Annotated in this window: 17 protein-coding genes; 8 read left to right on the top strand and 9 right to left on the bottom strand. The window is 60.2% G+C overall.

Translation table 11 applies throughout. From position 1 onward, the window contains the following. Positions 1-35: 35 nt before the first annotated feature. The 5 genes from PSPTO_RS24110 to PSPTO_RS24085 form a co-directional block, all read right to left on the bottom strand. Positions 36-1025 carry a hypothetical protein gene (locus tag PSPTO_RS24110; RefSeq protein WP_005770225.1) on the bottom strand — a complete coding sequence of 330 codons (990 nt, stop codon included), beginning with the start codon at positions 1023-1025 and terminating at the stop codon, positions 36-38. A gap of 4 nt (positions 1026-1029) precedes the next feature. Beyond that, positions 1030-1920, bottom strand: a complete 891-nt coding sequence (locus tag PSPTO_RS24105; protein WP_004397257.1) for a KPN_02809 family neutral zinc metallopeptidase — start codon at positions 1918-1920, stop codon at positions 1030-1032. 136 nt (positions 1921-2056) lie between these two features. After that, complete coding sequence (locus tag PSPTO_RS24100; RefSeq protein ID WP_005770220.1) at positions 2057-3340, bottom strand: MFS transporter; 1284 nt, start codon at positions 3338-3340, stop codon at positions 2057-2059. A 948-nt stretch (positions 3341-4288) separates the two neighbouring features. Next, entirely contained in the window at positions 4289-5374 is a 1086-nt protein-coding gene (trmA, locus tag PSPTO_RS24090; RefSeq protein WP_011105105.1) for a tRNA (uridine(54)-C5)-methyltransferase TrmA, read from the bottom strand. After that, the gene (locus tag PSPTO_RS24085) at positions 5371-6666 is read right to left on the bottom strand and encodes an NCS2 family permease (RefSeq protein WP_011105104.1); all 1296 of its coding nucleotides are present in this window, start codon (positions 6664-6666) and stop codon (positions 5371-5373) included. The genes trmA and PSPTO_RS24085 overlap by 4 nt, the downstream gene beginning before the upstream one ends. A gap of 264 nt (positions 6667-6930) precedes the next feature. On the opposite strand from PSPTO_RS24085, the gene PSPTO_RS24080 reads away from it, so the two are divergent. From PSPTO_RS24080 to PSPTO_RS24070, 3 genes are read left to right on the top strand one after another with little or no spacing between them, the layout of a single operon-like run. Continuing rightward, the gene (locus tag PSPTO_RS24080) at positions 6931-7461 is read left to right on the top strand and encodes a (2Fe-2S)-binding protein (protein ID WP_011105103.1); all 531 of its coding nucleotides are present in this window, start codon (positions 6931-6933) and stop codon (positions 7459-7461) included. Next, positions 7458-8447: an FAD binding domain-containing protein gene (locus tag PSPTO_RS24075; RefSeq protein WP_011105102.1), complete on the top strand. Its 990-nt coding sequence runs from the start codon at positions 7458-7460 to the stop codon at positions 8445-8447. The genes PSPTO_RS24080 and PSPTO_RS24075 overlap by 4 nt, the downstream gene beginning before the upstream one ends. Continuing rightward, positions 8444-10645: a xanthine dehydrogenase family protein molybdopterin-binding subunit gene (locus PSPTO_RS24070; RefSeq protein WP_011105101.1), complete on the top strand. Its 2202-nt coding sequence runs from the start codon at positions 8444-8446 to the stop codon at positions 10643-10645. Before PSPTO_RS24075 ends, PSPTO_RS24070 begins: the two co-directional genes overlap by 4 nt. Positions 10646-10861: 216 nt before the next feature. Here PSPTO_RS24070 and PSPTO_RS24065 read toward each other — a convergent pair whose 3' ends face one another. Beyond that, on the bottom strand, positions 10862-11035 hold the full coding sequence (locus PSPTO_RS24065; protein ID WP_011105100.1) for a hypothetical protein: 174 nt from the start codon (positions 11033-11035) through the stop codon (positions 10862-10864). 3 nt (positions 11036-11038) lie between these two features. On the opposite strand from PSPTO_RS24065, the gene PSPTO_RS24060 reads away from it, so the two are divergent. Genes PSPTO_RS24060 through PSPTO_RS24050 form a run of 3 tightly spaced genes read left to right on the top strand, consistent with a single transcriptional unit; the run spans position 11039 to position 13678 of the window. Then, positions 11039-12478: a cytochrome ubiquinol oxidase subunit I gene (locus PSPTO_RS24060; RefSeq protein WP_011105099.1), complete on the top strand. Its 1440-nt coding sequence runs from the start codon at positions 11039-11041 to the stop codon at positions 12476-12478. Positions 12479-12481: 3 nt separating this feature from the next. Continuing rightward, positions 12482-13489 (top strand): cytochrome d ubiquinol oxidase subunit II, encoded by a 1008-nt coding sequence (cydB, locus tag PSPTO_RS24055; RefSeq protein WP_011105098.1) that lies wholly within the window; start codon positions 12482-12484, stop codon positions 13487-13489. A gap of 21 nt (positions 13490-13510) precedes the next feature. Further along, a complete protein-coding gene (locus tag PSPTO_RS24050; protein ID WP_003381744.1) occupies positions 13511-13678 on the top strand; it encodes a DUF2474 domain-containing protein in 168 nt (55 codons plus the stop codon). Positions 13679-13765: 87 nt separating this feature from the next. Here the strand turns inward: PSPTO_RS24050 and PSPTO_RS24045 are convergent, their stop codons facing one another. Next, positions 13766-14890 (bottom strand): methyltransferase, encoded by a 1125-nt coding sequence (locus PSPTO_RS24045; RefSeq protein WP_005770191.1) that lies wholly within the window; start codon positions 14888-14890, stop codon positions 13766-13768. Positions 14891-15019: 129 nt separating this feature from the next. Beyond that, positions 15020-15253 carry a helix-turn-helix domain-containing protein gene (locus PSPTO_RS24040; protein WP_005770190.1) on the bottom strand — a complete coding sequence of 78 codons (234 nt, stop codon included), beginning with the start codon at positions 15251-15253 and terminating at the stop codon, positions 15020-15022. Positions 15254-15371: 118 nt separating this feature from the next. Between PSPTO_RS24040 and PSPTO_RS24035 the strand changes: the two genes are divergently transcribed. Both PSPTO_RS24035 and PSPTO_RS24030 read left to right on the top strand, forming a co-directional pair. Further along, positions 15372-16349: an IS5-like element ISPssy family transposase gene (locus tag PSPTO_RS24035; RefSeq protein ID WP_007247571.1), complete on the top strand. Its 978-nt coding sequence runs from the start codon at positions 15372-15374 to the stop codon at positions 16347-16349. Positions 16350-16782: 433 nt separating this feature from the next. Then, entirely contained in the window at positions 16783-17559 is a 777-nt protein-coding gene (locus PSPTO_RS24030; protein WP_011105097.1) for a ferredoxin--NADP reductase, read from the top strand. 199 nt (positions 17560-17758) lie between these two features. Here the strand turns inward: PSPTO_RS24030 and mscL are convergent, their stop codons facing one another. Then, a complete protein-coding gene (mscL, locus tag PSPTO_RS24025) occupies positions 17759-18205 on the bottom strand; it encodes a large-conductance mechanosensitive channel protein MscL (protein ID WP_007243783.1) in 447 nt (148 codons plus the stop codon). Positions 18206-18345 lie beyond the last annotated feature (140 nt).

The raw sequence follows: 18345 nt of genomic DNA, 5'->3' as shown, positions 1-18345 counted from the left end.
AGGGACGATAGTTATAGTGCTCGGACGTCACCCCCTCAAAACGGCTTGAACAACACCGCCTGCCCCTCAGGCGAGGTGAAGATACCGTCGCCGTTGTGGCCGACTTTCGGCACGATCACCAAGCGCTGATTCAGACCTTCAGGATGGCGTTTCTTGAGGTAGTTGAAGTAGTTCTGGCCACGAATCAGGCGATACGCGCCTTGTGCTTCGGCGGCGCAGGTCTTATCCAGGGCAGGGTGGTTGCGGTCGGTGTCCAGCTCGCCCATCAGGTAAGTGATGTCGCGCTTCACGTAATTCTTCTCGATGTCAGCCGGTTTTTCCTTGCCCGAATAGAACGGCATCTTGTTCAGGCCGTATTTCCATTCGTCGAAATCAGGGCAGCTCTGCGCCGTTACCGGTTCAGGCCGCTCTGCGTCGAAATAAGCGTAGGACGACGGGTTGGCGATCACATAACGCAGCTTCACACCTTCACGCTGCAGCAAGGCATCTTCCTTGCCACCGATCATTGCGTAGCGCTGCACCACCTGAGCACCACCGGAATGCCCGGCGATGACCACTTCCTTCAGATTCGGAAACAGCTTGCTGTCGCTCAGGCGCTTGAGGATATGGTCCAGTACCAGAAACGAGCTGACGGGCTTGGGACCGGTGGAGGTTGCGCCTTCCATCCAGCTGTTCTGACGCCAGCGCAGGATCGACTCTGGCAAGTGATGCGCGACGATGTCCTTCTCATCCAGAAACTGCGGCGCAATCAGCAGGGTCTTGCCGCGCTCTTTTGACTGGTTGGCGGCACGCTCGATGCTGCGCAAATAAGTTTGCGCATTGCGCAGACGACCGTGCAGCACGATCACCACGCGCTCGATCTTCGGCTTGGGGTGCACCCACTCCTGGCTCAGCCCCAGAGTCGCCTCTGCGCCGTTGATCGCCAGACGATCCGGGCTGATAGACGTAACCGCTTGATCCTCGGCATGCGCCCCGAGGCTCACGAAGGCAGTGCTCAACAACAGGACCAGAAGCGGTTTAATCATGTGCTCAGAGACTCTTGGCGGCGAACGTGTCGCATTGATTGATTTGGCCTTGCGCAAAACCGGTTTTGAACCAGCGCACGCGCTGGGCGGAGGTTCCGTGCGTAAAGGAGTCCGGAACGACTCGCCCACTGCCTTGCTGCTGTAAGCGGTCATCGCCAATGGCATTCGCCGCATTCAGCGCCTCTTCAATATCACCCGGCTCCAGCCAGTTCAAACGATTTTGTGCGTTATAGGCCCAAACGCCTGCAAAACAGTCAGCCTGCAGTTCCTGGCGCACCAGCAAACCGTTGCTGCCTTCCATCTTTTGACCGGCCTGACGGGCCTTGTCGACCTTGGCCGAAATGCCCAGCAGGGTCTGCACGTGGTGGCCGACCTCGTGGGCGATCACGTAAGCCTGGGCAAAGTCGCCGGCAGCCGAGAAGCGCTGAGACATTTCACGGAAGAAATCCAGGTCCAGATAAACCTGCTGGTCTGCCGGGCAATAGAACGGACCTGTCGCCGAGGTGGCGCGACCACAGGCGGAGTTCACCTGACCGCTGAACAGCACCAGGGTCGGGTCCTTGTATTCGCGGCCATTCTGGGCGAACACGGCGCGCCAGGTGTCCTCGGTATCGCCCAGAATGCTGCGCACAAATTCAGCCTGCTGATCGTTGGCCGGTGGCGCCTGTCGCGTCTGCGCACTGGGTGGCGCGCTTTGCTCGGTGCCCTGGCCGGTCAACTGGCCAAGAATCTGCATCGGGTCCTGGCCGGTCAGCAGGCCGATGGCAACAATGATCACAATGCCGCCCAGCCCCAGGCCCTTGCCGCCGATGCGCATACCGCCGCCGCCCCCACTGCTGCCGCCATCGCGTGCATCGACTACGTTGTCGCTGCGTCGGCCTTTTTTCCAGAGCATGTCGGATCCCTCTTCTTTTCGTGCAATGAGTGTCGCTGCTGATGCACGTCTGCGCCAGTCCGGCGGTCCGGCCAGCGTGTGCAGGATGCGAGGGTATAGAGGTGCGAGAGAGGCGATTGGTTCGGGAAGTCCGTACCTAGCTTTTCACCGCCTGCGCCTGCAACACATCAAGCGGCGACGCATCGGCGAAACGATCGACCTGACGCAGCGACTTGAAGCCCGCCATCCACGCACCAACCACGCCCAGAGTACACACGCCGCCCATGATTGCGGCCGGGATTGCGCCGACCAGTGAGGCACTGGTGCCCGCCCGGAATTCGCCCAGCTCGTTGGAGGAACCGATAAACAGCATGTTCACCGCATTGACCCGGCCGCGCATGTTGTCTGGCGTCGAAAACTGTACCAGCGCCGAGCGGATGTAGACGCTGACCATGTCCGCCGCGCCCGCGACCAGCAATGCCAGGCACGACAGCCAGAACAGCGTGGACAGGGCAAACACCAGATTCGCCACACCGAACAGGCCGACGGCGAAAAACATGGTCATGCCGACATTGCGGTCCAGCGGGCGCATGCTCAGGTAAATCCCGACGCCCAGTTCGCCCAGGCTCATCGAAGCGCGCAGCATACCCAGCCCTTGCGGGCCCAGGTTCAGCACTTCATGAGCGTAGATTGGCAGCAGCGCGACCACGCCACCGAGCAGCACGGCGAACAGGTCCAGTGAAATGGTGCCCAGGATGATCGGCCGCGAGCGGATAAAGGCAATGCCCGCCGTGAACCGGCCCCAGGCGCTGGAGCCCAGATCCACAGGCTTGCCGGCAAAGGGCGTGGCAACCCGGGCCAGCAACAGGATCCCGGCGATGAATGCGGCCACACACACCGAATACGTAAGCTCTGCGCCGCCCAACCAATACAGATAACCGCCGATCAGCGGGCCGCCGACGGTCGAGCAGCGCATGATCACGCTGTTGGTGGCGATGGCTGAAGCGAGTTGGTCGCGCGGGACAATCTGCGGCAGCAGGCTTTGCAGGGCCGGGCCGGTGAACGCGCGGGCACAGCCGTAGAGCATCAGCGCGCCGTAGATCAGCCGCAGGTCGTGCAGCTTCAGCGCCGAGAACGCGAACAGAATGACGCCGCACACCGCCTGCACGCCCCAACTGATCATCAGGATAACCTTGCGGTTGTAACGGTCGATCAGGTCCCCGGCAGGCATCAACAGCAGTAACATGGGGATGAACTGAGCAAGGCCGACATACGCCAGCGCCATCGGCTCGCGGGTCATGTCATAGACCTGCCAGGCAACCACCACTGCCTGAATCTGCATGGCAAACACAGCCATCAGGCGCGAGAGGATAAAACTGACGAAACCGGGCTGGCTGGACAACTTGACCGGGGCAGAAGCAGCGGAGAACTCAGAACTCAAGATCGGATCCCATCGGGCGTGTAAATCGGGTCTCGATTTATACCTCAGCGGATCGATAGGAAGCTAATAAATAAACTGACAGTTTCGCAGTGAAGCGCCTATCGTTCCTCACGCTCCGGCCCAGACACCTATCGTTCCTCACGCTCCAGCGTAGGAATGCTTTGCGTGACGCTCTGCGTCACAGATCTGCGCCGCGCCGCGCATTCAGGATAGGACGCAGAGCGTCCAGAACGGCATGCGACGCGGAGCGTCGCACGATAGTGAGGTTGTCGTTCCGTGCGCTCCAGCCCAGGCGGCTATCGTTACTCACGCTCCAGCGTAGGAATGCTTTGCGTGACGCTCTGCGTCACAGATCTGCGCCGCGCCGCGTATTCAGGATAGGACGCAGAGCGTCCAGAACGGCATGCGACGCGCAGCGTTGCACGATAGTGAGGTTGTCGTTCCGTGCGCTCCAGCCCAGACGCCTATCGTTCCTCACGCTCCAGCGTAGGAGTGCCTTGCGTGACGCTCTGCATCACAAATCTGCGCCGCGCTGCACATTCAAGATCGGACGCGGAGCGTCCAGAACGGCATGCGACGCGGAGCGTCGCACGATAGTGAGGTTGTCGTTCCGTGCGCTCCAGCCCAGACGGCTATCGTTCCTCACGCTCCAGCGTAGGAATGCCTTGGGTGACGCTCTGCGTCACAAATCTGCGCCGCGCTGCACATTCAAGATCGGACGCGAAGCGTCCAGAACGGCATGCGACGCGGAGCGTCGCACGATAGTGAGGTTGTCGTTCCGTGCGCTCCAGCCCAGACGCCTATCGTTCCTCACGCTCCAGCGTAGGAATGCTTTGCGTGACGCTCTGCGTCACAAATCTGCGCCGCGCCGCGCATTCAGGATAGGACGCAGAGCGTCCAGAACGGCATGCGACGCGGAGCGTCGCACGATAGTCAGTCAGATAAGCCTCAACGCCTGACCAGCAACACCCCCGACTCCATATGGTGGGTATACGGAAACTGGTCGAACAGGGCGCAGCGTTCGATCCGGTGGGTGTCGTACAGTTGGGCGATGTTGGCGGCGAGGGTTTCGGGGTTGCAGGAGATGTACAGAATGCGCTCGAAGCGGCGGGTCAGTTCGCAGGTGTCCGGGTCCATGCCGGCGCGAGGCGGATCGACGAAGACGCTGCCGAAATCGTAGCTTTTCAGGTCTATGCCCTGCAGACGGCGGAACGGGCGCACTTCGTTCAGTGCCTCGGTCAATTCTTCGGCCGACAGGCGCACCAGCGTGACGTTGTCCACGCCGTTGTCATCCAGATTGCTCAGTGCAGCGTTGACCGAGGTCTTGCTGATCTCGGTCGCCAGCACCTTGCGCACGCGGGTGGCCAGCGGCAAGGTGAAGTTGCCGTTGCCGCAATACAATTCCAGCAGGTCGTCTTGACGCTCGCCCAGTGCATCAAAGGCCCAGTTGAGCATCTTGCCGTTCACGGTGCCGTTGGGCTGGGTGAACGCGCCTTCTGGCTGGCGATAGCTGAAGGTGCGGCCAGCCACGTCGAGCTTCTCGGTCACGTAGTCATGGCCGATGATCAACTTCTGACCTTTGGAACGGCCAATCAGGCTTACATCCAGCTCGACAGCCAATTGCTCGGCAGCGGCTAGCCACTCATCGTCCAGCGGCCGGTGATAGCACATTGTGATCATGGCATCGCCCGCCAGTGTGGTCAGAAAATCCACCTGGAACAGCTTGTGGTTCAACGTCGGGCTGGCTTCCCAACGCTCGCGCAGCACCGGCATCAGTGCGTTGATGCGCTGGCTGGCAATCGGCAGGCCTTCGAGCAGGATCGGCGTCTTGTTGTCGCCCGGCGCGAACATCGCGTAATAGCGCTTCTGGTCTTCGCGCCACAAGCGAAACTCGGCGCGCAGCCGGTAATGCTCGCGCGGTGAATCAAACACCTGCGGCTCGGGCGCGTCGAACGGTGCCAGCAACTCGCGCAGGCGGGCGGTTTTTTCTTCGAGCTGACGGTCGTAGCTCGCAGGGTCGAAAGGAACACTCATGCGTTGAACCAGCCCAGCTTGATCACGAACAAAATCGACAGGATCACCAGCGCGGAATTCAGCTCGCGCCAGCGTCCCGACAGCACTTTGATCGCTGTCCAGGAAATGAAGCCAAAGGCGATGCCGTTGGCGATGGAATAGGTGAACGGCATCGCCAGCGCAGTGATCACCACCGGTGCTGCGACGGTGATGTCGTCCCAGTCGATCTCGGCCAGGCCGGAAGCCATCAATACCGCGACGAACAGCAGGGCAGGAGCGGTCGCGAAGGCTGGCACGCTGCCAGCCAACGGGGCGAAGAACAGCGCCAGCAGGAACAGCACGGCGACGACCACGGCAGTCAGCCCAGTGCGGCCACCGGCGCTCACGCCCGCAGCCGACTCGATGTAGCTGGTTGTGGTCGAAGTACCCAGCAGCGAGCCGGCCATTGCCGCAGTACTGTCGGCGATCAGCGCACGGCCCATCTTCGGCATGTGCCCGTCCTTGCCCATCAGCCCGGCGCGCTTGGCGACGCCGATCAACGTGCCGGAGTTATCGAAGATATCCACGAACAGGAACGCGAAGATGATGCTGACCAGGCCGACATCCAGTGCGCCCATGATGTCCAGTTGCATGAAGGTCGGTGCCAGCGACGGCGGCATCGACACCACGCCGCCGAACGGCGTGAAGCCCAGACCGATGGACACCAGCGTGACGGCAAGAATGCCGATCAGCACGGCGCCGCGCACTTTGAGGTGGTCCAGCGCTACGATCAGAAAGAAACCCAGGGTGGCGAGCACCGGAGCAGGCTGCTTGAGGTCGCCCATGCCGATGATGGTGGCCGGGTTGCTGACCACAATGCCGGCGTTGTGCAGGGCGATGAGTGCCAGAAACAGGCCGATACCGGCGGCAATGGCCGAGCGCAGGGGCAGGGGGATGCTGTTGATGATCCACTCGCGAATGCGGAAGATCGACAGGATGAAGAACATCACCGCCGAAATGAACACTGCACCCAGCGCCACCTGCCAGCTATGGCCCATGTGCAGCACAACGGTGTAGGTAAAGAAGGCGTTCAGGCCCATGCCCGGTGCCAGGGCGATCGGGTAGTTGGCGATCAGGCCCATCACCGTCGAGCCGATGGCCGCTGCCAGGCAGGTGGCAACGAACACTGCGCCTTTGTCCATGCCGGTTTCGCCGAGGATGCTCGGGTTGACGAACAGGATGTAGGCCATCGCCAGGAAAGTCGTGACGCCCGCAAGAATCTCGGTTCGCACGTTGGTGTTGTGTGCCTTGAGTTGAAACAGCCTTTCCAGCATGTCTGGCTCTCCGTGACGCGGCGCGCGTCGTGAATGATCGACTCCAACAGCAAAGCACAGACTGCAGTGGCAGCCCGTTTGATTTTTGCGGGTCGGAAAAAGCCGCGCATCATACCAGCAGCGTGTCGGGATGGCTGCCTGTGGATCACGCCCTTTCGATGATCAGTACGCTCATCCATAAAGCCTGAACGTTGCATACCTCACGAAGTCCCACCCTCAAGACGCATAAAAATGCGCTAAGCGAACGCCTACCGTGAGGTTTCCATGAGTGCAACAACCCCGAACCCGAAGGATTTCGCGACCCACGCGATCTCGCTAACCCTCAACGGGCAGCCCCGCCAGCTTGATGTGCTGCCCTGGACCACCTTGCTGGACCTGCTGCGCGATCAGCTCGATCTGGTCGGCACCAAGAAAGGCTGCGACCACGGCCAGTGCGGCGCTTGCACCGTGCTGCGCGACGGGACGCGCATCAATGCCTGCCTGACGCTGGCGATCATGTGTGACGGCGCCGAGCTGACCACGATCGAGGGCCTGGCCAATGGCGAGGAACTGCACCCGATGCAGCAAGCCTTCATCAAGCACGACGCGTTTCAGTGCGGGTATTGCACGCCGGGGCAGATCTGCTCGGCCGTCGGGCTTGCCAACGAAGGCCGCGCCAGCACCCGCGCCGAAATTCAGGAACTGATGAGCGGTAACCTGTGCCGTTGCGGTGCGTACAGCAACATTCTGGCCGCCGTAGAAGAAGCGCTGCCACAGTTTCACAATGCGGCACCCAAGCCGGAGGTGAACGCATGAACCCGTTTACCTACAGCAAGCCGACCGACGTCAGCGCGGCCGTCAACCTGAGCGGACCCGCCACACGCTTTATCGCGGGCGGCACCAACCTGCTCGACCTGATGAAAGAAAACGTCACGCAACCCGAGCACCTGATTGATATCACCGGCCTGCCGTTGCGCGATGTCAGCGAGACGGCGTCTGGCGGGCTGATGATCGGTGCGCTGGTGAGCAACGCCGACCTGGCGTATCACCCGTTGATCGAAGCGCGTTATCCGTTGCTGAGCAAGGCCGTGCTGGCGGGTGCCTCGCCACAGTTGCGCAACATGGCCAGCACGGGCGGTAACCTGTTGCAGCGCACCCGTTGCTATTACTTCTACGACACCGGCGTGCCGTGCAACAAGCGCGAGCCTGGCACCGGTTGCCCCGCACGTGAGGGCCTGAACCGCAACCACGCGATCCTCGGTGCCAGTGACGATTGTGTTGCCACGCACCCGTCGGACATGTGCGTGGCGCTGGCTGCGCTGGACGCCGTGGTGCACGTCGAAGGGCGTGCCGGCAAGCGGACTATCGAGTTCGCAGACTTCCATCGTTTGCCTGGCGATGCGCCACAGCGCGACAACCTGCTGGCCGACGATGAGTTGATCACCGCCATCGAGCTGCCGGCCGAAAGTTTCGCCAGCCATAGTGCGTACCTGAAAATACGTGATCGTGCTTCTTATGCGTTTGCGCTGATATCTGCCGCTGCGGCCTTGAGCCTGGAAAATGGCGTGGTGCGCGACGTGCGCGTGGCGCTGGGCGGGGTTGCGCACAAGCCTTGGCGTGACAAGGAGGTCGAACGCCTGCTGATCGGCAAGCCGGTGACCCGCGAGAACTTCGCCGCCGCCGCCGACGCCATGCTCAAAGATGCGCAGCCTCTTGCGCAAAACGGTTTCAAAGTCAGACTGGCCCGCCGCGCGATCATTCGTGCCCTGAGCGATGCCGCAACAGGAGGGAGCGCCCAATGAATCAGCCATTTTCGCCAATGGGCAAACCCGTGGACCGCGTTGACGGCCGACTGAAAGTAACCGGCGGCGCACGTTACGCCGGGGAGTACCCAGAAGAAGGCCTGCTGCACGGCAGCGTGGTCTCCAGCACCATCGCCAAGGGGCGCGTGCTCAGCATTGATATCAGCGAAGCGCTGAAAGTGCCCGGCGTTGTGGCGGTGCTCGATCACAGCAATCGCCCGGCGCTGGCCAGCTACGACGAGAATTACGAAGACGCCGACTCGGCGGATGGTTCGCCGTTTCGCCCGCTGTATAACGACAACGTGCTGTACAGCGGTCAGCCGCTCGCGCTGGTGGTGGCCGAGACGCTTGAACTGGCGCGGCATGCCGGTTCGCTGGTGCGTATCGAGTACGAACAGGCGCCCCACGAGACCGATCTGCAGGCCATGCTCGACACAGCCTACAACGCGCCTGCAGAACTGCCACCACCGCGTGGCAATTTCGAGGGCGAGCTGGCAAGTTCGGCGCTGAGTGTCGATGTGACCTACAGCACGCCCAGCGAATACCACAACCCGATGGAACCGCACGCATCGACCGTTCTGTATCAGGCAGACGGCGGCTTGCAGATTCATGACAAGACCCAAGGCCCGCAGAACTGTCAGGACTACCTGCACAAGGTTTTCGGCCTGGAGAAGGACAAGATTCGCGTACTGGCCGCGTTTGTCGGCGGTGCTTTCGGTTCTGGCCTGCGTCCGCAGTATCAACTGCCTCTGGCGGTTATGGCCGCGCTGCACCTGAAACGCTCGGTGCGCCTGACCCTGACCCGCCAGCAGATGTTCACCTTTGGTTATCGCCCGCGCACGGTTCAGCGCTTGCGTCTGGGCGCTGCTGCCAATGGTCGTCTGCTGGCCGTAGGGCACGAAGCCATCGGCCAGACCTCGCGTTTCGAGGATTTCAGCGAGCACGTCGTGGAATGGAGCGGCATGCTTTATCACTGCGACAACGTGCAACTGACCTACAAGCTGGTGCCGCTGGATGTATTCACGCCGCTGGACATGCGCGCGCCGGGCGCCGCATTGGGGATGATCGGTCTGGAATGCGCGATGGACGAACTGGCCTGCGCGCTGGCCATCGATCCGGTGCGCCTGCGACTGACCAACTACGCCGAGCGTAATGGCAACGAAGACAAGCCGTATTCCAGCAAGGAACTGCGCGAGTGTTACAGCCAGGGCGCCGAGCGTTTTGGCTGGGAGCGCCGCAATCCTGAACCGCGCAGCATGCGTCAGGGTCGCCAACTGGTCGGCTGGGGCATGGCGGGCGGTGTATGGGAAGCGATGCAGATGAAAGCCAGCGCCAAGGCGCGTCTTGAAGCGGATGGCTCGCTGGTGGTCAGCAGCGCCACGACCGACATCGGCACGGGTACGTACACCGTGATGACGCAGATTGCGGCCGAGTCTGCAGGTATTGATGTCGAGAACGTCACCTTCCTGCTGGGCGACTCTTCATTGCCGACCGCGCCGTTGCAGGGCGGCTCGTTTACAGTGTCGTCGGTGGGCACGGCGGTGCAACAGGCGTGTCAGGCCTTGCAGCGTCAGGTGCTGGAAGTGGCCAAAGGGCTGCATCCGCAGTTTGCGTCTGTTACGCCGGATGAAGCTCGCTTTGAATCAGGCAAGCTGTACCTTGGCGATCAGGTGTTGTCGATGGCAGACCTGGCGGCGTCTCAGGCCAGCGGCGTGATTGAGGTACAAGTGGACGCCGAGCCGGACAAGAAGCGCGAAGCCTACGCAGCGGCGACGCACTCGGCGGTGTTCGTCGAGGTGCTGGTTGATGAGGACCTGGGCACCATCAAGGTCAGCCGTGTGGTCAGCGCTGTGGCGGCGGGCCGTGTGGTCAATCCGAAGATGGCACGCAGCCAGATTCTTGGTGGCGTTGTCTGGGGCATGGGCATGGCACTGCAGGAAGAAGCTCTGCTGGACCACGCACTGGGCCGCCCGATGAACCACAGCCTGGCCGAGTACCACGTTCCGGTGAACGCAGACATCGGCGACATCGACGTGCTGTTTGTCGAAGAACATGACGAGATCGTCAACGCGCTGGGCTCCAAGGGCGTGGGCGAAATCGGCATCGTCGGTGTCCCGGCAGCGATTGCCAACGCCATCTACCACGCAACGGGTAAACGGATACGCGAGTTTCCGATAACGCTGGATAAGTTGTTGTAGCAGTACCTGCTTCCCGTGGGAGCTTGCTCGCGAAGAAAGACTGGCTGATCAGTAGGTATTCAGCGTCTGCACCGGCCTCTTCGTGAGCAAGCTCCCTCCCACAAGGACACTGTGCACATGGCCTGCGTGGGAGCGACCGAGGCGGCGACCTGCAGGCTAAGGTGAGACAACTCGCCACGCGACAATAGACCACACGGCTCAAGTGGCTGAACAGGACTACTCTTTCATGGTCGATTGATCTACGTCAGTGCTCCATTCAAACAACGACGGATCGACCAGCGCTTTTTCCACTGAAAGCGCTGCATAAAAAGAAACAGAAGCACTCATTACCGTGGGGGCAATCGCTGTTGGCTTTTGGCCGGCGGCAGGTTTCATCTGAGAGAGGAACATCTTATGTTCGGTTTAGAGGCTATCGAGCTCGCCCGAATTCAGTTCGCATTCACGATTTCGTTTCACATCCTGTTTCCTGCCATCACCATTGGTCTGGCAAGTTACCTGGCTGTGCTCGAAGGCCTGTGGCTGAAGACCCGCGAAGACGTCTACTGTGATCTGTACCACTTCTGGTCGAAGATATTTGCCGTCAACTTCGGCATGGGCGTGGTGTCCGGGCTGGTCATGGCCTATCAGTTTGGCACCAACTGGAGCCGCTTCTCCGACTTTGCAGGCGCCGTTACCGGACCGCTGCTGACCTACGAGGTGTTGACCGCCTTTTTCCTGGAAGCCGGCTTCCTGGGTGTGATGCTGTTCGGCTGGAACCGCGTGGGCCGCAACCTGCACTTCTTCTCCACGGTGATGGTTGCCATCGGTACGCTGATCTCGACATTCTGGATTCTGTCCTCCAACAGCTGGATGCAGACGCCACAAGGTTTCGAGATCATCGACGGTCGTGTGATCCCGACTGACTGGTTCGCGGTGGTCTTCAACCCGTCGTTCCCGTACCGCCTGACGCACATGGCAATTGCCGCCTTCGTGGCGACGGCCTTCTTCGTAGGCTCTTCGGCGGCCTGGCACTTGCTGCGCGGTCGTGACACGCCCGCCGTGCGCAAGATGCTCTCGATGGCCATGTGGATGGCCCTGCTGGTTGCGCCAGTTCAGGCAGTGGTCGGTGACTTCCACGGCCTGAATACGCTCAAGCATCAGCCCGCCAAAATCGCCGCCATTGAAGGCCACTGGGAAAACATCGGCGACGAGCCGACCCCGCTGATCCTGTTCGGCATCCCCGACATGAAAGAGGAACGCACCAAGTACAAGGTGGAGATTCCGTACCTGGGCAGCCTGATCCTGACCCACAGCCTCGACAAGCAAGTGCCGGCGCTCAAGGAGTTCAAACCCGAGGACCGCCCGAACTCGCTGATCGTGTTCTGGTCGTTCCGGGTCATGGTCGCCCTCGGCATGCTGATGATCTTCACCGGCCTGTGGAGCCTCTGGCTGCGCAAGCGCGGCACACTGTATAGCTCGCGTCCGTTCCTGTACCTGGCGCTGTGGATGGGGCCGTCGGGCCTGGTCGCGATCCTGGCGGGCTGGTTCACCACCGAGATCGGCCGTCAGCCGTGGGTCGTGTACGGCTTGATGCGCACCGCAGATGCATCGTCCGGCCACAGCGTGGCGCAGATGAGCATCACCCTGGTGTTGTTCGTGGTGGTTTATTTCGTGCTGTTCGGTGCAGGTCTCGGTTACATGATGCGTCTGGTCCGCAAGGGCCCGAAAGCGTATGTCGAGCATGTGCCTCATGGTGGTCCCGGCCAGCAACGCACACCGGCCCGCCCGCTCTCCGCTGCTGTTGAAAGCGAAGACGATGGCGACAGTCCTGACCGTCTCGGCAAGGGGAATTAAGCCATGGGTATCGATCTTCCGCTGATCTGGGCCATCATCATCGTCTTCGGCATCATGATGTACGTGGTGATGGATGGCTTCGATCTGGGCATCGGGATTCTCTTCCCGTTCATGAAAGACAGTTCCGACCGCGATGTGATGATGAACACCGTCGCCCCGGTCTGGGACGGCAACGAGACCTGGCTGGTACTGGGCGGCGCTGCGCTGTTCGGTGCCTTTCCGCTGGCCTATTCGGTGGTGCTGTCGGCGCTTTATCTGCCGCTGATGTTCATGCTCATGGGCCTGATCTTCCGCGGCGTGGCGTTCGAGTTCCGCTTCAAGGCGACCGAAGAAAAGCAACACTTGTGGGACAAGGCGTTCATCGGCGGTTCGCTTGCCGCGACGTTCTTTCAGGGCGTTGCGCTGGGCGCTTACATTCAGGGCATTCCGGTGGTCGATCGCCAGTTCGCGGGCGGTTCACTGGACTGGCTGTCGCCGTTCCCGATGTTCTGCGGCCTGGCCCTTATCGTCGCTTACGCGCTGCTGGGCTGCACCTGGCTGATCATGAAAACCGAAGGTCCGTTGCAGAAGGCAATGCATGATCTGGCTCGCCCTCTGGCTGCGGCAGTGCTCGTGGTCATGGCCGTGGTCAGCCTGTGGACGCCGCTGGCCCACGCAGACATCGCGCATCGCTGGTTCAGCATGCCGAACCTGTTCTGGTTCATGCCAGTGCCGATTCTGGTGCTGGTGACCATGTACGTTCTGTTCAAGGCTGTCGCCCGCAATGCCCACTACACGCCGTTTTTGCTGACCCTGCTGCTGATATTTCTCGGTTACAGCGGCTTGGGCATCAGTTTGTGGCCGAACATCATTCCGCCGTCGGTATCGATCTGGCAGGCCGCTGCGCCGCCACAAAGCCAGGGTTTCATGCTGGTGGGCACGCTGTTCATCATCCCGTTCATTCTGGGGTACACCTTCTGGAGCTACTACGTGTTCCGCGGCAAGGTGACTGCTGAAGACGGTTATCACTAGTCCGAACCGAGGAGAATGACGATGTCTGGCAAAAATCCCCTGCACGACCCGGATCCGGCACTGAGCAAACCGCTCTGGCAACGACTGGCCTGGCTGGTCGGGATCTGGGCGGGCAGCGTGTTTGCGCTGTTTATCGTCGCCAGCCTGATGCGCATGTTCATGAGCGCTGCGGGCCTGACGACTCACTGACCCTCACTCAATTCCCGTTCGTGTCTTCCAGACACGTTTTGTGACCCTCTTGCCGCCAGCTGTGGCAAGAGGGTCTTTTTTTGTGTGCTATTTACGTGCTTTCAGGATCACGAATTTCGGTGTGGCCGCAACCTGCTCGACGCCGCGGAACAGGCGCGACAGCTTGGTGTGATACCCCAGATGGCGATTGCCGACGATGTACAGCGCACCGCCTGTAACCAATGCTGCACGGGCCTGAAGGAACATGCGCCAGGCGAGGAAATCCCCCACCACCTGTTGCTGGTGGAAGGGCGGGTTGCACAGCACCACGTCCAGCGAGTCGGGTTGCTGGGTGTCCAGCCCGTCGGCGGCACGCAGCACGACGTCTCGCTCGCCCAGATGTGCCCGCCAGTTTTCTGTTGCCGACTGCACCGCCATGTACGACTCGTCCACCAGCGTATAGTGCGCGTCGGGGTTTTCCAGCGCGCTGGCGATGGCCAGTACACCGTTGCCGCAGCCCAGGTCGGCGACCCTTGCCGCGCCGAGGTTTTTCGGCAGGCAGGGCAGGAGGGCGCGAGTGCCGATGTCCAGCCCGTCGCGGCAAAACACGTTGGCGTGATTGAGCAATTCGATAGCCGGCTCGTCCAGCGTGTAACGCGTCGGATAAGGCGACGTTCGTACCTCTTGGGGCCGCGGCGTCGCAAACAGCAGGCGGGCTTTTTTTACCGCCAGCGAGGCCTGCACCGGCCCCACGTACTCTTCCAGCAAGTCACCGGCCGAGCGTGGCAAATGCTTGACCATCGCGGCCGCAACAACGCGAGCACCGGGGGCCAGTTGGCCTTGCAGGCGGATCAACTGCTCTTCCAGCAGGGCCAATGTCTTGGGGATGCGGATCAGTACCCAGTCGAAAGGGCCGCTCAATGGCTCACTGGCCGGGATCAACGGCACGGCGTCGTAGGCCATGCCGTTGCGCGCCAGGTTCTTTTCCAGCCCCTGCGCTGCCAGAAACGAATCGGTACTGCTGACCACATTGGCGTGGCGCGCCAGACTCGCCGCCAGCGCGCCGAAACTGTCATTGAGCACCAGGACGCGGCTGTCCAGGCTCAGCCCGGTTTCTGCGACATGGCTGAGCAGGTACTCGTCAGCAGCATCGAATGCCTGCAACGGCTCATCCTGTTGCTCGGGTTGGCGAATGAGATCAAGTTCGGCGAAACGGCTGATGAGCAGGGGCATTGGCGGGAAAACTCTGTGCAATCGAAAGTGTGCCAGCGAACCCGACGACACGTGGGCTCGCTGAAGCAGACGATTTTACGTATTTTTTCGCTCTGATACCCGCTTGATTGTTGTTCTGCTAACGCTTTATCAGAACATCCCGCTCAATGCGGCCTGTACGGCTGCGGCGGTCTTGTTGCAGACCCCCATTTTCTGAATGGCGCTGGCGATGTGGAAGTGAATCGTGCGCTCCTTCAAACAGAGAATCATGGCGATGTCGCCAGCTGTTTTACCTTCGGCGGACCACTTGAGGACTTCAATTTCTCTCTGCGTCAGATTTTTTGTGGGTGAGGGCTGTGTAAAATTGATGTCCATGGTGCTCATGTAGCCTCCTTGCAGCACACAGCCAAACCTTGCTGTGTGTTTGTCCAGTCTAGGGAAACTCTGAAAAAGGTTTCCTGATTTGGCAAAATACCCCAACACCTTTCACCGAGCTTCCCTGATGAAACAGATGACCTTCGCCGATGCCGAGTACGCGGGTAAACGTAAGCATACCCGCCGCGAGCGCTTTCTCATCGAGATGGATCAGGTTGTGCCCTGGAAAGGCTTGATTGCCCTTATCGAACCACATTATCCAAAGGGCGAAGGTGGCCGTCCGGCTTATCCGCTGATGGCGATGCTGCGTATTCACCTGATGCAGAACTGGTTTGGTTACAGCGATCCGGCGATGGAGGAAGCACTTTACGAGACAACGATCCTGCGCCAGTTCGCAGGGTTGAGTCTGGATCGAATCGCCGATGAAACCACGATTCTCAACTTCCGGCGTCTGTTGGAAAAGCATGAGTTGGCAGGCGGGATTTTGCAGGTCATCAATGGCTATCTGGGTGATCGAGGTTTGATGCTGCGCCAAGGTACGGTGGTCGATGCGACGATCATTCATGCGCCGAGCTCGACCAAGAACAAGGACGGCAAACGCGATCCCGAAATGCATCAGACGAAGAAAGGAAACCAGTATTTCTTCGGCATGAAAGCGCATATCGGCGTCGATGCCGAGTCGGGTTTAGTCCATAGCCTGGTGGGTACTGCGGCGAATGTGGCGGACGTGACTCAGGTTGATCAATTGCTACATGGTGAGGAAACCTATGTCAGCGGTGATGCGGGCTACACCGGCGTGGACAAGCGTGCGGAGCATCAGGATCGTCAGATGATCTGGTCAATTGCGGCCCGCCCAAGCCGTTATAAAAAGCATGGCGAGAAAAGTTTGATCGCACGGGTCTATCGCAAAATCGAGTTCACGAAAGCCCAGTTACGGGCGAAGGTTGAACATCCGTTTCGCGTGATCAAGCGCCAGTTTGGTTATACGAAAGTCCGGTTTCGCGGGCTGGCTAAAAACACCGCGCAACAGGCTACTCTGTTTGCCTTGTCGAACCTTTGGATGGTGCGAAAACGGCTGCTGGCGATGGGAGAGGTGCGCCTGTAATGCGGAAAAACGCCTTGGAAAGGTGCTGTTTGAAGGAAAATCGATGAGTTAAGAGCGGAAAACGTCTAATTATCTGATCGGGCGAGCTTTTTTTGAACCTCAGGCCATGAGAGCGTCAAAAATCGATGCCTACTTCAGACCTTCCCTAGGAACAAATACCCGGCAATCGGCACGCTGCGAAACTGGTCTGACGGATGGGCTGATGGCACTTGGCAGTCTATTCTTGGCGTTTAAGCTGAAAGCCCCGAGCAAGAGCGGCCGAGGTGATTGGCCGTGCAGACGTTCAACCCGGCATTGGTGGGCGTCAAGAACCAAATACTCTAAGCGGCTACAACGATTTCAGGCAATCCACTACAAACCACCGGTGTTTATCGAGCCTGCTTTGCGGGACACTGGGTCTTGCTTGCCATTGTTCAGGAGTTTAAAGCGCACCATGACCGTCAGTGACGACAAATTCACCCGCCAGACGCTGCAGCGTGTCACACCGCTGACCACGAATCTGTTTACCCTGCGCACCACCCGCGACCCCGGCTTTCGCTTTCGCGCAGGGCAGTTCGCGCGGCTGGGTGTGACCAAGGCTGACGGCACGACGGTGTGGCGTGCGTACTCGATGGTTTCTTCTCCGCACGACGAGTTTCTGGAGTTTTTCTCAATCGTGGTGCCCGATGGGGAATTCACCAGCGAGTTGAGCCGCCTGCGCGAGGGCGACAGCCTGATGGTGGAGAAGCAGGCGTTTGGTTACCTGACCCTGGACCGCTTCGTTGATGGTCGCGACCTGTGGCTGCTGTCCACCGGCACGGGCGTTGCGCCGTTTCTTTCGATTCTTCAGGACTTCGAGGTCTGGGAGAAATTTGAACGGGTGATTCTGGTGTACAGCGTTCGCGAGTCCAGCGAGCTTGCCTATCAGCCGCTGATCAGCGAATTGATGCAGCGTGATTACCTGGCCGAGTACGCGCACAAGTTTATGTTTCTGCCCACCGTCACCCGCGAACAGCATACGGGTGCACTGAATGGCCGTATCACCCAACTGATCGAAAACGGAGCGCTTGAACGCGCCGCAGGTATCGACCTGACGCCGGAGCATTCGCGGGTAATGCTGTGCGGCAACCCACAGATGATCGACGACACCCGCGCATTGCTCAAGCAGCGCGACATGCGCCTGAGCCTGTCCCGCAAACCGGGGCAGGTGGCGGTGGAAACGTATTGGTAGGGGGCGGACGGCAGGAGCAGACCGGGCGACGCTTCGCTTGTCCGCGAATGCTGCACTACAGGCGATAAATATTCTGCGGATGTAAAGCCCTCTTCGCGGACAAGTCCGCTCCCACGGCCTTCGGCCAGAATCCAGAGCGAAGCGTCGCCCGGTCCGCCCCTACGCCCTCCGGGCAGAAGCCTGTTTTTCAGGCTTCCAACTACAGCGTACGAGCAGGGTCCACGGTAATGGGTGCTGCCGGTGTGTTCTGTGCCTTGAGCAGGTCGCGAATCTCGCTCAGCAACACTTCCTGCTTGGAAGGCGTTGGCGGCAGGGTCGGTGCCTTGGCTTCTTCGCGCTTGAGGCGGTTGATGGCCTTGACGCCCATGAAGATCGCGAACGCGACGATGATGAAGTCGATGACGGTCTGGATGAACTTGCCGTACGCCAGCAACACCGCAGGCGCTGTGCCTTGCGCAGGACGCAGGGTGACTGCCAGGTCGCTGAAGTCCACGCCGCCGATCAGCAGGCCCAGTGGTGGCATGATCACGTCGCCGACGAACGATGAAACGATTTTGCCGAATGCCGCGCCAATGATGATACCGACGGCCATATCGACCACGTTACCTTTGACCGCGAATGCCTTGAATTCTGTAAGCACGCTCATGGGTAATTCCTTGTAACAGATAAATTTGATCCAGTTGAGTGTAGCCCAGCCGTGCTCTTGCCGCCCGGTCTACGTTTAATCGACAGAAGCGGTCTGTGTAAGTTTTATAAGGTTTTGAAAGTTGTGGTCCGTTGCGCGGG

It is taken from the genome of Pseudomonas syringae pv. tomato str. DC3000 (genome assembly GCF_000007805.1).
In the GTDB taxonomy this organism is placed as follows: Bacteria; Pseudomonadota; Gammaproteobacteria; order Pseudomonadales; family Pseudomonadaceae; genus Aquipseudomonas; species Aquipseudomonas avellanae.
The sequence above is the reverse complement of the archived record's forward strand: the minus strand, read 5'-3'. Positions and strand labels throughout refer to the sequence as shown.

Bases quoted from the DNA above. Each gene is read 5' to 3' on its own strand.
- PSPTO_RS24110 (WP_005770225.1), bottom strand. From the start codon at position 1,025: ATGATTAAACCGCTTCTGGTCCTGTTGTTGAGCACTGCCTTCGTGAGC.
- cydB (WP_011105098.1), top strand. From the start codon at position 12,482: ATGGGTATCGATCTTCCGCTGATCTGGGCCATCATCATCGTCTTCGGC.
- PSPTO_RS24045 (WP_005770191.1), bottom strand. From the start codon at position 14,890: ATGCCCCTGCTCATCAGCCGTTTCGCCGAACTTGATCTCATTCGCCAA.
- PSPTO_RS24105 (WP_004397257.1), bottom strand. From the start codon at position 1,920: ATGCTCTGGAAAAAAGGCCGACGCAGCGACAACGTAGTCGATGCACGC.
- PSPTO_RS24030 (WP_011105097.1), top strand. From the start codon at position 16,783: ATGACCGTCAGTGACGACAAATTCACCCGCCAGACGCTGCAGCGTGTC.
- PSPTO_RS24080 (WP_011105103.1), top strand. From the start codon at position 6,931: ATGAGTGCAACAACCCCGAACCCGAAGGATTTCGCGACCCACGCGATC.
- PSPTO_RS24050 (WP_003381744.1), top strand. From the start codon at position 13,511: ATGTCTGGCAAAAATCCCCTGCACGACCCGGATCCGGCACTGAGCAAA.
- PSPTO_RS24070 (WP_011105101.1), top strand. From the start codon at position 8,444: ATGAATCAGCCATTTTCGCCAATGGGCAAACCCGTGGACCGCGTTGAC.
- PSPTO_RS24085 (WP_011105104.1), bottom strand. From the start codon at position 6,666: ATGCTGGAAAGGCTGTTTCAACTCAAGGCACACAACACCAACGTGCGA.
- mscL (WP_007243783.1), bottom strand. From the start codon at position 18,205: ATGAGCGTGCTTACAGAATTCAAGGCATTCGCGGTCAAAGGTAACGTG.
- PSPTO_RS24060 (WP_011105099.1), top strand. From the start codon at position 11,039: ATGTTCGGTTTAGAGGCTATCGAGCTCGCCCGAATTCAGTTCGCATTC.
- PSPTO_RS24065 (WP_011105100.1), bottom strand. From the start codon at position 11,035: ATGTTCCTCTCTCAGATGAAACCTGCCGCCGGCCAAAAGCCAACAGCG.
- trmA (WP_011105105.1), bottom strand. From the start codon at position 5,374: ATGAGTGTTCCTTTCGACCCTGCGAGCTACGACCGTCAGCTCGAAGAA.
- PSPTO_RS24075 (WP_011105102.1), top strand. From the start codon at position 7,458: ATGAACCCGTTTACCTACAGCAAGCCGACCGACGTCAGCGCGGCCGTC.
- PSPTO_RS24035 (WP_007247571.1), top strand. From the start codon at position 15,372: ATGAAACAGATGACCTTCGCCGATGCCGAGTACGCGGGTAAACGTAAG.
- PSPTO_RS24040 (WP_005770190.1), bottom strand. From the start codon at position 15,253: ATGAGCACCATGGACATCAATTTTACACAGCCCTCACCCACAAAAAAT.